Raw genomic sequence first — 14,400 nt, forward strand, 5'->3', positions numbered from 1 at the left:
AGTTCCGGATAAGTTTCCGTCCGGCCGGCTCGATAGCGTGAGCGTCATGTTCAACGCCATCACGCAGTCACAGATATACGTCCTCGACCAGGACCAGGCCCTCGACTTCTACGCCGGCACGCTCGGTCTGGAGGTCGCCGCGGACATCGACATGGGCTTCATGCGCTGGCTGACCGTCAGCGTCCCCGGCCACCCCGAGCGGCAGATCCTCCTGGAGAAGCCGGGCGCTCCGGCGATGTCGGAGGAGACGGCGGAGCAGGTACGCGAGCTGGTGACCAAGGGCGCCATGGGCGGTTGGCTCGTCCTCACCACGGACGACTGCCGCAAGACCTACGAGAGGCTGCGGGAGAGAGGCGTGGAGTTCACCGAGGAACCCACCGAGCGCCCGTACGGAATCGACTGCGGCCTGCGCGACCCCTTCGGCAACCGCATCCGCTTCACCCAGCCGAAGGTCTGAGACGTTCCGGGCGGATGCCGGGCGGGCCGGGACGGGCTCGCCCGCTCCGCGACGCACCTGCGCGGAGCGGACGGCCGGTGCCCGTCGCCGCCCGTATCAGGGGACCGTCCGCCACCGGATCGCCTCGAGCGGCGAGCGGCTCCTCGCCCCGGCGCAGGTGTGGCTGACGGAGAAAGACAAGGACGGGGCGACCGGGCTGTACCCGCTCACCGATGCGGAGCCGGGCGAGGACGAGGACCTCACGCAGTCCTATCTCGCCGGGGTCTTCGGCGGGGTTCCGGCTCTCCTGGAGGGGCAGATCGCGCGGAGGCTGCTGGTGGCGCGTGAGGCCGGCGCGTACGACGGGACGGGCGAGCGAGCGGACAGGGCGGGGCGCGACTGATGGGGCGGGCGCAGAAGGGCAGGGACTCGTGGGAGCGTCCGGCTCGACGGGGCGGGCAGCGCAGGCGTCAGGTCTTCGTTTTCACCGAGGGCAAGGTGACCGAGCCCTCGTATCTCGACATCCTCAAGGACCAGGGCGTCCCACTCGCCGACGAGGTGCCGGTGGAGATACACATCGCCAACCGCAGGGCGGACAGCGGGCGCAAGCCGCTCGACCTCGTCGAGCAGGCGATCAGGCTGAAGCGCGAAGAGGACCGCAAGGCGAAGCGGGCCAAGCTGGAGGCTGAGTACCTGCCTCAGGTCTGGTGCCTCTTCGACCACGACAACTACAAGTACGTCCGCGACGCGCTGGATCAGAAGGCGCTGCACATCGACACGTACTGACCCCTCTCGGCCTCGCCGAGCTTGCGAAGCTGCGTCAACTCAAGCAAGGGCTTGTGGACGACTTGCTGTCTGGGCAGGTTGCGGTACATGCCGCGGCGGCCTGAGTGGGGACGTCCGGCCCGCGCCACAAGGCGGGCCGGACGAATCGTCGCGGTGAGTAGTCAGATGAAAAGGTGTCCGTTCTTGACCCCTGCAACGAACGACGCCCACCCGGCCGAGGGGAAGACCAGTGCGGGCCCCTCGGGGGCCTTGGAGTCGCGGACGGGGACGCCCGTGGGGTAGTTGTCCAGGACCTCCAGGCAGCTGCCGCCCTGGTCGTTGCTGTGAGAGGACTTCCGCCAGCCCTTCAGCGCCCCTGCGTTCGGTATCGCTCGGTCAGCCATGATGTTCGTAGTCCCTTGCTGTTGCCCTGAGCAGAGCCAGTGATTCCCTGAGCGGCAGAGCGTTGCCCAGTGCGAAATCGTAGCGATGCTGCAGCTCCTGAACCACAGACGGACTGTCATGGATCTTCCCCATATACAGGCCTTCGCTATAGGCCACAGGCGGCTGATCCTCGAACCACATCAGCGTGAGCATGTTGCTCATGAGGGGATGCATGCCCAACGTGAACGGTAGAAGGTGCAGTTGGATCCGTTCGGCCTCGGCGAGTCTGATGAGGTGGTTGATCTGCTCCGCCATGACTTCCGGGTCACCGATCCGGCGTCGTAGCACCGCCTCATCCAGTAGCGCCCACACTACGGGTGTCACTGGGTCGGCAAGGATCTTTGGTCGGCCGGCCCCGTCTCCTCCCCTGGTCCAACCTCGACGGCAACCCCTGTTACCTCGTCACCGACGGCACCGGCACGGGCCGTCTTGCACGCCTCGCCGACGACGTCGAGGCCGTCCAGCTCGGCATGGCCGACGACCTTCTCGGCCACGCCGTCGATCTCCTGGGCGACGGCAAAGCCACCGCTCCTCAACTCCGTCACCTCGCGGCGTGCTTGGCCGAGGCGCTCCACGACGTGCATCGCATCGCCCGCAGCAGGGGAGCGCGTCTCCCCGTGCCCCACGACGACGAAGCCTCCCACGTCACCCCTGAAGAGGCCCCCGGCGTCTGACCCGCCCCCTCCGCCGAGCGTGCGGACGTACCGGAACAACGCACCGTACGTCCGCACGCTCAGCCGTGTCCTGATCCGCTTCACCCGGCCGAAGGTCTGAGTTCGTCCGGACAACCGCAGGCAGACGCGGGATGGTTGCGGGCGGGCGCGGGCAACGAGCGGGCGGTGAAGGCTCCCTGATTCGGGCGTTGATGCGGACGGTTCCGCCCGGGGAGAAGCTCTCAGCCGTACGACATGCCTACGACGCAAGGTGGTTGCCCCTGTGAGGCTGTTCCGCGCGCCCCTCGCCCTGGCTGCCGGCGCCCGTCGCTGTCGCCGAGGCGTCGGAGACGGGCTCCCCGTACGACGAGATGGACGTGCACGGCCTGCGCGTCGCCATCCTCCGGCTGCTGGCTGATCCCGGCAGTGGTAAGCGGGTGATCCGGGAGGCGAACCAGCTCCTCGACAACGGCGCCGTGGAGGAGGTGCGGGCCTGGCTCGGGACGGGGTACCGCCCTGCTCGGTTCGAGGGCGACCGTGGTGCCGTATTCCGGCTCCTGGCCGACCCCGGGCATCAGTGACGCCCTGCGCGCAGCGGCGGAAGCGGCTCCGGACGAACGCACCCCGGACGCCCTGCGGTACTTCCTCGAGGTCGGACGGTGCGAGGCCGACGGGTAGGGCTTCGTCCGGGCGGGCGGGGCTGCCGGGGTGGTGCCGTGGTGCTCGGGGACCGTCGCCGGGCACCACGGGCGTCGCGGGGCCCTACCAGATCGCCTCGACCCACTCCGGGTGGTCGATGAACGGGTTGCGGTTGTGCTGGTAGGAGTCGTAGATGACCTGGTTGCGGCGCTCCTCGAAGGCGTCCGGCGGGTCCTGCTCGTTCCACGCCTTCAGCGCGGAGAGTTTGCCCATGTAGGGGTTGCTGCCGTTGTTGACGCTGCTGTTGACCTCCAGGTCGGCCCAGCCGTCGCCGCCCTCGTAGCGGACCGCCATGTAGAAGATCATGCGGGCCACGTCGCCCTTGACGGCGTCGCGGGGCTCGAAGGAGTCGGAGTCGGTGAGGCTGCCGCCGCCGCCCGAGACGGCGCTGCCGCCGTTGTCGAAGTCCTTGTTGCCGCGGATGCTGTTGACCTGGACGTCCGTCGGGCGCAGGTGGTGGATGTCGGTGCCGGGGCCGGTGGAGGTGCCGAAGCCGCCGTGGGACTGGGCCCACACGTGCTCGCGGTTCCAGTCGCCGGTGTCGCCGCCGTTGAGGGACTTGCCGCGGGAGAGGCCCGAGTACAGCAGGACCACGTTGTTGCTGTTGCGGGGGTCCTGGTCGGTGGCCTTCAGCGCGTTCCAGACGCCCGAGTAGGACAGCTTCGTCTGGCTGCTGATGATCGTGTGCAGCGAGGACTTCAGGGCGGTCCCCGTCTTGCCGACCGCGTTCTTGTAGTACGTCGAGTCGTAGGCCGTGTTCGTGGCGGTGGCGGGGGTCGTGGCCGTGGCGGGGGTCGCGGTGAGGGCGGGGACGGCCAGGGCGGTGAGCGCGGCGGCCGTGGCGCACGCCGACGCCTTGTGGCGCCGGGTGCGCATGCGTATCGCGAGCATGTGGGGGCGTCCGATCTACGCGGGTTGAGTCAGGGCGCTCGCATCGTGACATGGACATGAGGCCATGGGAATGTACATGACGTGTCGATTGCGTGACGTCCTTCTGGAGGAGCGGCCCGCTCCGCGGCCACGGGCCCGGGCGCGACGGGTCCCGGGACGCCCGGGTGCACCGGGCCGGCGGTCCGCCCCGCCCGTCACCCCGCCGGGGGCGGCCGTCCCGAAGGGGGCGGAGGGATGAAATCCGGCTCGGTGGGCGTTGGTGTCTTCCGGCAGATCAGGACGGTCCGGTCAGGACGGTCCGGTCAGGACGACCGGAGGGCACCCGCGTGGCACCGCAGCAGGGATGGGCACGGCGACTGGGCACGTACGCGTGGCGTCATCCGGGGGACGTCGTGCTGGCCCTGGGCTCGTCCCTCGGCGGCATGGCCGTGATGGCGCTGGTCCCGCTGTTCACCAAGGTGATCATCGACGACGTGATCGGCGGCCACACCCGCGCCATGGCCCCCTGGGCGGGCGCGCTGATCGGTGCCGCGGTCGTCGTCTACGTCCTCACGTACGTCCGCCGCTACTACGGCGGGCGGCTCGCCCTGCACGTCCAGCACGACCTGCGGACCGACATGTACGGGACGATCACCCGGCTCGACGGCCGCCGTCAGGACGAGCTGTCCACCGGGCAGGTCGTCGGGCGGGCCACCAGCGACCTCCAGCTGATCCAGGGCCTGCTCTTCATGCTGCCGATGACCATCGGCAACATCCTGCTGTTCCTGATCTCGCTCGGGATCATGGCGTCGCTGTCGCTGCCGCTCACGGCCGTCGCCGTCGCCGTCGCCCCCGCCCTGTGGTGGATCGCCAGGCGCAGCCGCACCCGGCTGCACCCGTCCACCTGGTACGCGCAGGCCCAGGCGGCGGCCGTCGCCGGCGTGGTCGACGGCGCGGTCGGCGGCGTCCGCGTGGTGAAGGGCTTCGGGCAGGAGGAGCAGGAGACGGGCAAGCTCCGCGAGGTCGGCCGCCGGCTGTTCGCGGGCCGGCTGCGCACCGTCAAGCTGAACTCCCGGTACACCCCGGCCCTCCAGGCCGTCCCCGCCCTCGGCCAGGTGGCGATGCTCGCGCTCGGCGGCTGGCTCGCCGTGCGCGGCCACATCACACTGGGCACGTTCGTCGCCTTCTCCACCTACCTCGCCCAGCTGGTCGGCCCGGTCAGGATGCTCGCCGTCGTGCTGACCGTCGGGCAGCAGGCGCGGGCCGCCACCGAGCGCGTCCTGGAACTGGTCGACACCGAGCCGTCCCTCGCCGACGGCACCAAAAAGCTCCCCGCCGACGCCCCCGCGACCGTCGAGTTCGACGACGTCTCCTTCGGCTACGACCCCGCCCGCCCCGTCCTGAACGGTCTGTCCTTCGAGATCCGGCCCGGCGAGACCCTCGCCGTCGTCGGCGCCTCCGGCTCCGGGAAGTCCACCGTCTCCCTGCTCCTGCCGCGCTTCTACGACGTCACCGGCGGCGCCGTCCTCGTCGGCGGGCACGACGTGCGCGAACTGACCGCCGAGTCGCTGCGGGCCGCGATCGGGCTGGTCCCGGAGGACTCCTTCCTCTTCTCCGACACCGTGCGGGCCAACATCGCGTACGGCCGCCCGGACGCGACCGGGGAACAGATCACGGCCGCCGCCCGCGCCGCCCAGGCCGACCGGTTCATCACGGAGCTGCCCGACGGCTACGACACCACCGTCGGCGAGCACGGACTGACCCTCTCCGGCGGCCAGCGCCAGCGCGTCGCGCTCGCCCGCGCCCTCCTCACCGACCCGCGCCTGCTGGTGCTCGACGACGCCACCTCCGCCGTGGACGCCCGCGTCGAGCACGAGATCCACGAGGCGCTGGCCGAGGTCATGCGCGGCCGCACCACCCTGCTGATCGCGCACCGCCGCTCCACCCTGAACCTCGCCGACCGCATCGCCGTCCTCGACGGCGGCCGGCTCGCCGACACAGGCACCCACGACGAGCTGCAGCGGCGCTCCGCCCTCTACCGCCGGCTGCTCACCGACCCCGACGAGCTGGGCGGCGTCTCCCCGGGCCACCACCCGGCCGTCGTCCTCCGCGAGGACGACACCGCCGACACCACGGTCCGCGCGGAGCTGGACGCCGAGTTCGACGCCGAACGCGGGGTCACCCCCCACCTGTGGACCGGCGACCGCGAGCCCAAGGACACCGCCCTGGCCGGCAGCCCGGCCACCCCGGAACTGCTCGCCCAGGTCGCGGCGCTTCCCCCAGCCGACGACCTCCCCGACGTCGACGAGCGCCGGGCCGTGCAGCCGGAGGAGTCCTACGGCCTGCGCCGCCTCCTGCGCGGCTTCCGCACACCCCTGCTCGTCAGCCTCGGCCTCGTCGCCGTGGACGCCGGCGCGGGCCTGCTGCTGCCGGTGCTGATCCGGAACGGCATCGACGACGGCGTCACCCGGGCCGCCCTCGGCGCGGTCTGGGCGGCGGCCCTGCTCGGTCTCCTCGCGGTGGCCGTCCAGTGGGCGGCGCAGACCGGCGAGATCCGGATGACCGGACGCACCGGCGAACGCGTGCTGTACTCACTGCGGCTGAAGATCTTCGCCCAGCTCCAGCGGCTCGGCCTCGACTACTACGAGCGCGAGCTGACCGGCCGGATCATGACCCGGATGACCACCGACGTCGACGCGCTGTCGACGTTCCTGCAGACGGGCCTGGTCACCGCCTTCGTCTCGGTGGTCACCTTCTTCGGCATCATGGCCGCCCTGCTGGTGATCGACGTCCAGCTCGCCCTGGTCGTCTTCGCCACGCTGCCCCCGCTGGTCATCGCCACGTACTTCTTCCGCAGGGCCAGTGTGAAGGCGTACGAGCTGGCCCGGGAGCGGGTGTCGGTGGTCAACGCCGACCTCCAGGAATCGGTGTCCGGGCTGCGGATCGTGCAGGCCTTCGGGCGCGAGCGGGAGGGCAACCGGCGCTTCGCCGAGCGCAGCGACGGCTACCGGGCCGCCCGTATCCGGGGACAGTGGCTGATCTCGGTGTACTTCCCGTTCGTGCAGTTCCTGGCGTCGTCGGCAGCGGTGGCGGTGCTCGTCGTGGGCGGGATCAGGGTCGACAACGGGACGCTGACGACGGGCGCGCTGGTCGCGTACCTGCTCTACATCGACCTGTTCTTCGCCCCGGTGCAGCAGCTCTCCCAGGTCTTCGACGGCTACCAGCAGGCGTCCGTCTCCCTGGGCCGCATCCAGGAACTGCTGCGGGAGCCGACGTCCACCCGGGCCGCCGCGAAGCCGCTCGGCGTGCCCTCGCTGCGCGGCCGGGTCACCTTCGAGGACGTGCGCTTCGCCTACGGGGACGAGGAGGAGGCGCTCAGCGGCATCGACCTGGACATCCCCGCCGGGCAGACCGTCGCGTTCGTCGGCGAGACCGGGGCGGGGAAGTCCACCCTGGTCAAGCTGGTGGCCCGGTTCTACGACCCGACCGGGGGCAGGGTCACCGTCGACGGCATCGATCTCAGGGACCTCGACATCACCGCGTACCGGCACCGGCTCGGCGTGGTCCCGCAGGAGGCCTACCTCTTCCCGGGCACGATTCGCGACGCCATCGCCTACGGCCGCCCGGACGCCACCGACGCCGAGGTCGAGGCGGCGGCCCGCGCGGTCGGGGCGCACGAGATGATCGCCACGCTGGAGGACGGCTACCTGCACGAGGTCGCCGAGCGCGGCCGCAACCTCTCCGCCGGCCAGCGCCAGCTGATCGCGCTGGCCCGCGCCGAACTCGTCGACCCCGACGTCCTGCTGCTCGACGAGGCCACGGCCGCGCTCGACCTGGCCACCGAGGCCCAGGTCAACCAGGCGACGGAGCGGCTGGCGGGACGGCGTACCACGCTGGTGGTGGCGCACCGGCTGACCACCGCGGCCCGCGCGGACCGGGTCGTCGTCGTGGACCACGGCCGGGTCGCCGAGGACGGCACGCACGACGAACTGCTGGCCCGCGACGGGCGGTACGCCGCGCTGTGGCGGACCTTCGTCGGGCAGGCCGAACCGGAGGAGCCGGTCGGCGCGGGGCGGTGAGCCCGCGGGGGGCGGGCACGGAGCCGGGGAGGCGGGTGGGAAGGCGGGCGGGCAACCATCCGGGGTACGCCGTGCGTCCGTACACCCGTACGTCGTCGGTCGCGGCGCATGCGGTGCGGTACGGGGAGGAACGGCAGCGGGATGTGGAGCGATACACCGGCGGCTCGCGCTCGGCCCGGCGGTGCTGACCGCGGCGGGGCTGCTGGTGGTCGCCGCGCGGCCGACGCACAGGCCGCGGCGCACTGCCCCGGACGCAAGATGCGCACCCTGCCGTTCTCCACCGGCTCGGTCGTCGTCCACAAGCGCGGCGGTTGCCCCTGTGCCGTGACCCTCGCCCGGAAGCCCGGTACCAAGCGGAGGATGTCGGTGAGTATCCGGGCACGCGGCGGCCGTCCGGTGGCCGACGAGGGCCGCCACAAGCGGCACGCCGGCCCGGTCACCGTGCACGCCGGGCGCCGCTGCGTCTGGGGGAGGGCAGGGTGGCCGGCGGTTCGGTCGGCTCCGGCTGGATCCTGTGTTGAGCGCGCGCCCGGACCCGAGCCGCGATTTCTGTCCGGCGTAAGGCCTTTGCCCTCTTCTGTGCAGAGGGTTATCCCCATGTCCCCTGGTGCTCGGGCGAGTTGGTCGGCTAGCTTCCGGCCACATCTGTTTGACAGGGGAGTGTGCATGCGCAAGGCGCTCAGATGGCTGTTGACGCTCACGATGCTGATCGGCACGGTGAGCGCGGCGAGTGCGGCCACCGCCGCCGAGACCGACGTCACCGCCGGCACCGACATCGAGGAGAGGCTGCTCTCCGTCCCGGGCATGAGCCTGGTGGAGGAGAAGCCGTACCCCGGATACCGCTTCTTCGTCCTCGAGTACACCCAGCCGGTCGATCACCGCAGGCCCTCCAAGGGCACCTTCCAGCAGCGGATCACCGTGCTGCACAAGGACGTGGCGCGGCCGACCGTCTTCTTCACCGGCGGCTACCACGTCTCGACGACGCCCCGCCGCAGCGAGCCGGCCCAGATCGTGGACGGCAACCAGGTCTCCATGGAGTACCGCTTCTTCACCCCGTCCCGCCCGGACCCGGCCGACTGGTCCACGCTGGACATCTGGCAGGCCGCCAGCGACCAGCACCGCATCCACCGGGCGCTGAAGGAGATCTACTCGAAGAACTGGATCTCCACCGGCGGCTCCAAGGGCGGCATGACCGCCACGTACTACGAGCGCTTCTACCCGCGCGACATGGACGGCGTCGTCGCCTACGTCGCCCCCAACGACGTGGTGGACAAGGAGGACTCCGCCTACGACCGCTTCTTCCGGAAGGTCGGCACCGAGGAGTGCCGCACCCGCCTGAACGGCGTGCAGCGCGAGGCACTGGTGCGCCGCGAGGCGCTGAGCGAGAAGTACGAGGCCCTCGCCGCCGGGAACGGCTACACCTTCGACACCGTCGGCAGCCTGGACAAGGCGTACGAGGCGGTCGTCCTCGACTACGTGTGGGGCTTCTGGCAGTACGGCAGCGTGGCGGACTGCGCGCAGATCCCGGCGGACGCAGGGAACGCCACCGACGACGAGATCTGGACCTCGGTCGACACGATCTCCGGCTTCTCGTTCTACACGGACCAGGGCCTGTCCCCGTACACGCCGTACTACTACCAGGCCGGTACGCAGCTCGGTGCGCCGACGATCCGCTTCCCGCACATCGAGAAGAAGTACGTCCGCTACGGCTACCAGCCGCCGCGCGACTTCGTGCCCCGCTCGATCCCGATGACGTTCGACCCCCGGGCCATGCGGGACGTCGACACCTGGGTGCGGCACAACGCCCGGCAGATGCTGTTCGTCTACGGCGAGAACGACCCGTGGGGTGCCGAGCCCTTCCGCCTCGGCAAGGGCGCGCGCGACTCGTACGTCATGACCGCCCCCGGCATGAACCACGGGGCCAACGTGGCCGGTCTGCCCGACGGGGAGAGGGCGCTCGCCACGGCCCGCATCCTCGACTGGGCGGGCGTCGCGCCGGACGCGGTCAAGGACGACCCGGCCGGGGCGAAGCCGCTGGCGAAGTTCGACCGCAGGCTGGACGTGCGGGACATCGAGCGGGAACCCGCGCTGCACCGCTAGGTCCGTCCTCCGCGGGTCACTCCTTTGCACAGCCTCCGGGCTGGATCACGGTCCTGAAGTGATCGTGCTTCGGCGGGTTCTGCACCGCGGACCGCTGCGCTGATCGGTGGCTGACCAGCTGTGATCAGTTGATCTTCCCGAACGGGTGACCTGCGGTGGACGGGGCTAGGGCGTAGGCGGTGACGGCTCACACCGGGCGGGCGCAGCCCACCGGCGAACCGCCGCCGAGCCGGACATAGAGAGTCGTGGACGCCCGGCACGCGTGTCTGGCGTCCACGGCCTTCGTCACCTCGTACTCGGGCGCGTGCTCCCCCGTGCCGTCGCAGGCCGTCTCGCGGACCTGCCCGTCATCCAGGTCGCGGACGCAGTCGCCGACGATGGTGCGCGGCCCGCCCCCGCCACCGGGATCGCCCGGGTGAGGGGGCTGGAGGTTGCGCATGCAGGCGCAGCCGCGCGGCACCGTCCCGTCGCCGTCCTCGCCGTCCTCGCCGTCCCGTCGCCGTCCTCGCCGTCCTCGCCGTCCTCGCCGGACACGGGACGCTGCTCGCCGATGTGCAGGACGAAGTCCGTGGTGGCGGGGCAACGCGGCCCGTCCCGGACGGTTCCGTCGTGGCGGGCGACGACCCGGGCCGCCGCCCGCTCACTCGTGCACGGCACCTCGGTGAAACGGGTCCGGCCGAACGAACTGCACTCGTCGACCCCCAGAAACACCGCTCCGTACCCGGAGGGCCGGGTCGGTGCCGGTGACACCGTCGCCGTCCCGTCGCCGTCCGCCGTCCGCCGTCCGCCGTCCGTCCGGGCGGCCGTTCCTCTCGGCGCCGCCCGGCGCGCTCTGGCAGCCGGCCGACAGGGCCGCGGCCAGCACGGAGAGCGCGCACACCACACCCGGGGAACTTCTCACGTGCGTCACCACCCCCCGGACACCCCGTCCCGTGTGACCCGCCGCAGCAGGTCACACCAGACATACGGCATGTTCGGCGCGCGTCGGTGAGGGGGTGTCGGGTGTGTGACGTACGGGTGCTACGTCAGGGGCCGCCCTGGGCGGGCGGGACCCGGATGCCGTGGTCGGTTGCCGTGGTCAGTACGTCAGCCCGTGCCCGACCGGGTACAGCACCGCCGCCGGGTCGTCCGCCCGCTGCACCGGCACCGGCAGCGTCCCGCGCGGCTCCGCCCGGCCCGCGATCACCCGGGCTGCGGCCCGCAGTTCCACGTCGGTCCAGGAGTACGTCGCCAGGTACGCCGGTACGGCGGGCAGATGGGCCACGTCGTAGGGGTTGCGGATCGCCACCGCGACCACCGGCCTGCCGGTCGCCAGGAGACGCTCGACCAGCGTCCGCTGGCTGCTCGCCGCCGTCACGTTGTACGTCCCGACGACCACGGCGTCCGCCTCCTCGGCGGCGGCCACGGCCCGGTCGATCGTCGCCGCGGACGGTGCCGTACCGGTGGGCAGGGCGGTGGCGGTGAACCCCAGTTCGCCCAGCGCGTCCGCCAGTACACCGGTCGGCGGTCCCGTCGTGCCGGACGGGGAGGCCGGGTCGGCGCCGACGACCAGCAGCGTCGGCTGCCTGCGCCGGGACAGTGGCAGCGCACGGTCCTCGTTGACCAGCAGGGTGGTGGTCCGTTCGGCGATCCGGTCGGCCGCCGCCCGGTGCGCCCGGGTGCCGACGATGCGGTCCACCCCGTCCGGGGAGGCGTACGGGTCCTCGAACAGGCCCAGTCCCGCCTTCAGGCGCAGCACGCGCAGGATCGATTCGTCGAGCCGGGCCTCGGTCAGTTCGCCGTCCTGGACGGCCTTCAGCACGGCGTTCCACGCCACGTCCAGGGACGGCGGGTTGAGCAGCTGGTCCACACCCGCCTTCAGGGCCAGCACCGGCACCCGGTCGTCGCCGTACTTCGTCCGCACCCCCTCCATGCCGAGGGAGTCGGTGACCACGACCCCGTCGTAGCCCAGCTCCTCGCGGAGGATGCCGGTGAGGATCGGGTGGGAGAGGGTCGCCGGGTCGTCGGAGGCGTCGAGCGCCGGAACCATCAGATGGGCCGTCATGATCGAGTCGATGCCCGCGGCGATCGCCGCCCGGAACGGCGGCGCGTCCAGCCGCTCCCACTGCTCACGGCTGTGGGTGATCACCGGAAGGCCGGTGTGGCTGTCGACGGCGGTGTCGCCGTGCCCGGGGAAGTGCTTGGCGGTCGCCGCGACCCCGGAACGCTGGTATCCGGACACCTCGGCCGCGGCCAGCTCCGCCACCGCCCGGGGCTCGGACCCGAAGGACCGTACGCCGATGACCGGGTTGGCCGGGTTGACGTTCACGTCGGCCACCGGGGCGTAGTCCTGACGGATGCCCAGGGCACGCAGCTCGCGCCCCGCGATCCGGCCGAGGTCGCGCGCGTCGGAGCGGGAGGCGCCCGCACCGACGGCCATCGCGCCCGGGAACAGGGTCGCCGGTTCTCCGACGCGCGCGACGATGCCGTGTTCCTGGTCGGTGGAGATGAGCACCGGCAGCCCGCGCGGCAGACCGAGGGACGCCCTCTGGATGCCATGGGAGAGGCTTGCGATCTGGTGCGGATCGCGGGTGTTGTGCGCCCAGGTGAAGTAGATGATGCCGCCGACCCGGTACTTCTCCAGCAGTTCGGCGGCCGTGCGCACGCCGATCTCCTCGAGGTTGGCGTCGATGTCCGCCTGGTCGGGTTCGGTGGCGGAGTGGCCGTAGACCCGCATCACGAACAGCTGGCCGACCTTCTCCTCCAGGGTCATCCGGGAGAGGAGGGCCCGGAGCTTTCGGTCGTCCGGGGAAGCGGGGTCCGCGGGGACGCCGGAGGCACCGGCCGCGTGTGCGGTGGCGCCGGCCGCGAGGACGGCGGTGACCGCCGTCGTCGCGGCGAGGACGGCGCGTCTGGACGGGCGCGCGGCGCTCCCCGTGCTCCCTGCGTTCTCCGTGTTTCCTGTGCTTCCCGTGCTGCTGTCGGGCACGTGGGCTCCTTGGGGAGGTGATCCGTGGGGGATCCGCTGAAGGAAACTGCCGAGGAGTCACCCATATCCGGGAAGTTTCTGCCAGTCAAGGGTGTGGACGTGGTGGGCGCGGTCGGCGGGCACGGCCGGCCGGGAGTGCGGGCGGGACCGCCACCGGCGCTTCGGAAGGGGGCGCGCCGATGGCGGCGGTGCTGCCGGCCGCGGCACGGAGGAGAGGGTGGGTCGGCGTCGCAGCCGGTGGCGCGTGGCCGACACCGCGCGCGGACTCTTCCGGCAGCCCGCGTATGGGACGGGAGGGGGCGGGCGGGGGTTCCCGGGTGCGGGCGGAAATCTCAGTCCGGGGCGGACGCCGGGTCCCGGGGCGCCTGGGAGGCCTGGGGCGCGGGCGGCCGGTGCGCCGAGACGGCGGGCCAGTGGGCACCCAGGGTGCGGACGGTCTCCGCGATCGCCGGACGGCGGGCCGCGCCGGCCCGCCACAGCGCGTACACGTGCCGTACGGGCATCGGGTCGAGCGGGACCTCCACCACCCCGTCGGGCAGCGGGCCGCGCCCGAGCCGGGGGATCAGCGCGATGCCGAGCCCGGCCGCGACCAGGGCGACCAGGGTCGGGTTCTCGTCCGCCTGGTGCACGATGTCCGGCTCGTGCCCGGCGGTACGCAGGGTGCGCACCAGCCACGCGTGGCAGACCCGCCCCGGCGGCTGGCAGATCCACCGCTCGCCGCCCAACTCCTCGCGCCGTACCGCCGTGCCGCGCTCCGCGAACGGATGCCCGCGCGGCACCAGCAGATCGCACAGGTCGTCCCCGACGACCGCCTGCTCCACGCCCGCCGGGGCGGGCAGCGGCGCGATGTCCCAGTCGTGCGCGACGACGAGATCGACCGCGCCCTTGGCGACCAGGTCCACGGACAGGTGCGGGTCGACCTCGGTCAGCCGGGTGTCGAGCGTGGGGTGCCGCCCGGCCAGGTCGGCCAGCACGGGCGGCATCAGTCCGCGCGCCGCCGACGCGAAGGCGGCGATGGTCAGCCGTCCGGACGGCACCCCGCGCCGCTCCTCCAACTCGGTCTCGGCCCGCTCCACGATCGCCAGCAGTTCCCGCGCGGTGGCCACGAGATGGTGCGCCGCGTCGGTCAGGCGTACGCCCCGGCCCTCCCGCTCCAGCAGCACGGTCCCGGTCTCCCGCTCCAGCTTGGCGATCTGCTGGGAGACGGCGGAGGAGGTGTAGCCGAGCGCCGCGGCGGCGGCCCCGACGGTGCCGTGCACGGACACGGCGTGCAGCGCGCGAAGGCGTTGGAGGTCGAGCATGACGGCTCCCCATCGGTAAGCGGTGCTTCATCTCACCATGCAGGAATCTTCGCTGGTGCTGAAGGGTTGCGGGCGGTGATCCTCG

General features: G+C 72.0%; 12 protein-coding genes and 1 pseudogene. 6 read left to right on the forward strand and 7 right to left on the reverse strand.

Features of this window, described 5'->3' with window-relative positions; translation table 11 throughout:
• Window positions 1-46: 46 nt before the first annotated feature.
• The 3 genes from HUV60_RS21675 to HUV60_RS21685 all read left to right on the forward strand — a co-directional run bounded on the left by HUV60_RS21675 (window position 47) and on the right by HUV60_RS21685 (window position 1,222).
• The gene (locus HUV60_RS21675; RefSeq protein ID WP_257848906.1) at window positions 47-457 is read left to right on the forward strand and encodes a VOC family protein; all 411 of its coding nucleotides are present in this window, start codon (window positions 47-49) and stop codon (window positions 455-457) included.
• 157 nt (window positions 458-614) lie between these two features.
• On the forward strand, window positions 615-839 hold the full coding sequence (locus HUV60_RS21680; protein WP_042170959.1) for a hypothetical protein: 225 nt from the start codon (window positions 615-617) through the stop codon (window positions 837-839).
• Window positions 839-1,222 (forward strand): RloB family protein, encoded by a 384-nt coding sequence (locus HUV60_RS21685; protein WP_234307891.1) that lies wholly within the window; start codon window positions 839-841, stop codon window positions 1,220-1,222. The genes HUV60_RS21680 and HUV60_RS21685 overlap by 1 nt, the downstream gene beginning before the upstream one ends.
• A gap of 161 nt (window positions 1,223-1,383) precedes the next feature.
• Here the strand turns inward: HUV60_RS21685 and HUV60_RS21690 are convergent, their stop codons facing one another.
• The 3 genes and pseudogenes from HUV60_RS21690 to HUV60_RS34010 form a co-directional block, all read right to left on the reverse strand.
• Window positions 1,384-1,605, reverse strand: a complete 222-nt coding sequence (locus HUV60_RS21690; protein ID WP_257848907.1) for a DUF397 domain-containing protein — start codon at window positions 1,603-1,605, stop codon at window positions 1,384-1,386.
• Window positions 1,598-1,993: pseudogene (locus HUV60_RS21695) on the reverse strand (DUF5753 domain-containing protein); the annotation flags it as partial. The pseudogene HUV60_RS21695 and the gene HUV60_RS21690, both read right to left, overlap by 8 nt.
• Complete coding sequence (locus HUV60_RS34010; RefSeq protein WP_443047372.1) at window positions 1,966-2,403, reverse strand: hypothetical protein; 438 nt, start codon at window positions 2,401-2,403, stop codon at window positions 1,966-1,968. The pseudogene HUV60_RS21695 and the gene HUV60_RS34010, both read right to left, overlap by 28 nt.
• Window positions 2,404-2,669: 266 nt before the next feature.
• Here HUV60_RS34010 and HUV60_RS21705 point away from each other — a divergent pair, with 266 nt between their 5' ends.
• Window positions 2,670-2,879, forward strand: coding sequence for a hypothetical protein (locus HUV60_RS21705; RefSeq protein WP_331462011.1), 210 nt, complete (start codon window positions 2,670-2,672; stop codon window positions 2,877-2,879).
• Between the two features lie 181 nt (window positions 2,880-3,060).
• Here HUV60_RS21705 and HUV60_RS21710 read toward each other — a convergent pair whose 3' ends face one another.
• Window positions 3,061-3,888, reverse strand: coding sequence for an endonuclease I family protein (locus HUV60_RS21710; RefSeq protein ID WP_257848909.1), 828 nt, complete (start codon window positions 3,886-3,888; stop codon window positions 3,061-3,063).
• A 326-nt stretch (window positions 3,889-4,214) separates the two neighbouring features.
• Here HUV60_RS21710 and HUV60_RS21715 point away from each other — a divergent pair, with 326 nt between their 5' ends.
• Together HUV60_RS21715 and HUV60_RS21720 are read left to right on the forward strand one after the other, a co-directional pair.
• The gene (locus HUV60_RS21715) at window positions 4,215-7,946 is read left to right on the forward strand and encodes an ABC transporter ATP-binding protein (RefSeq protein WP_257848910.1); all 3,732 of its coding nucleotides are present in this window, start codon (window positions 4,215-4,217) and stop codon (window positions 7,944-7,946) included.
• 666 nt (window positions 7,947-8,612) lie between these two features.
• The gene (locus HUV60_RS21720) at window positions 8,613-10,046 is read left to right on the forward strand and encodes a S28 family serine protease (protein ID WP_257848911.1); all 1,434 of its coding nucleotides are present in this window, start codon (window positions 8,613-8,615) and stop codon (window positions 10,044-10,046) included.
• 187 nt (window positions 10,047-10,233) lie between these two features.
• Here HUV60_RS21720 and HUV60_RS34015 read toward each other — a convergent pair whose 3' ends face one another.
• From HUV60_RS34015 to HUV60_RS21735, 3 genes are all read right to left on the reverse strand, one after another.
• Entirely contained in the window at window positions 10,234-10,485 is a 252-nt protein-coding gene (locus HUV60_RS34015; RefSeq protein WP_443047373.1) for a hypothetical protein, read from the reverse strand.
• Between the two features lie 639 nt (window positions 10,486-11,124).
• Window positions 11,125-13,014, reverse strand: a complete 1,890-nt coding sequence (locus HUV60_RS21730) for a glycoside hydrolase family 3 protein (protein WP_257848912.1) — start codon at window positions 13,012-13,014, stop codon at window positions 11,125-11,127.
• Between the two features lie 332 nt (window positions 13,015-13,346).
• The gene (locus tag HUV60_RS21735; protein ID WP_257848913.1) at window positions 13,347-14,315 is read right to left on the reverse strand and encodes a LysR family transcriptional regulator; all 969 of its coding nucleotides are present in this window, start codon (window positions 14,313-14,315) and stop codon (window positions 13,347-13,349) included.
• Window positions 14,316-14,400 lie beyond the last annotated feature (85 nt).

The sequence above is a fragment of the Streptomyces sp. KMM 9044 genome (genome assembly GCF_024701375.2).
Lineage (GTDB): Bacteria > Actinomycetota > Actinomycetes > Streptomycetales > Streptomycetaceae > Streptomyces.

What these genes read in the sequence shown, in the direction of transcription:
- HUV60_RS21735 (WP_257848913.1), bottom strand. Translation starts at nt 14,315, where the DNA reads ATGCTCGACCTCCAACGCCTTCGCGCGCTGCACGCCGTGTCCGTGCAC.
- HUV60_RS21710 (WP_257848909.1), bottom strand. Translation starts at nt 3,888, where the DNA reads ATGCTCGCGATACGCATGCGCACCCGGCGCCACAAGGCGTCGGCGTGC.
- HUV60_RS21675 (WP_257848906.1), top strand. Translation starts at nt 47, where the DNA reads ATGTTCAACGCCATCACGCAGTCACAGATATACGTCCTCGACCAGGAC.
- HUV60_RS21705 (WP_331462011.1), top strand. Translation starts at nt 2,670, where the DNA reads ATGGACGTGCACGGCCTGCGCGTCGCCATCCTCCGGCTGCTGGCTGAT.
- HUV60_RS21685 (WP_234307891.1), top strand. Translation starts at nt 839, where the DNA reads ATGGGGCGGGCGCAGAAGGGCAGGGACTCGTGGGAGCGTCCGGCTCGA.
- HUV60_RS21720 (WP_257848911.1), top strand. Translation starts at nt 8,613, where the DNA reads ATGCGCAAGGCGCTCAGATGGCTGTTGACGCTCACGATGCTGATCGGC.
- HUV60_RS34015 (WP_443047373.1), bottom strand. Translation starts at nt 10,485, where the DNA reads ATGCGCAACCTCCAGCCCCCTCACCCGGGCGATCCCGGTGGCGGGGGC.
- HUV60_RS21690 (WP_257848907.1), bottom strand. Translation starts at nt 1,605, where the DNA reads ATGGCTGACCGAGCGATACCGAACGCAGGGGCGCTGAAGGGCTGGCGG.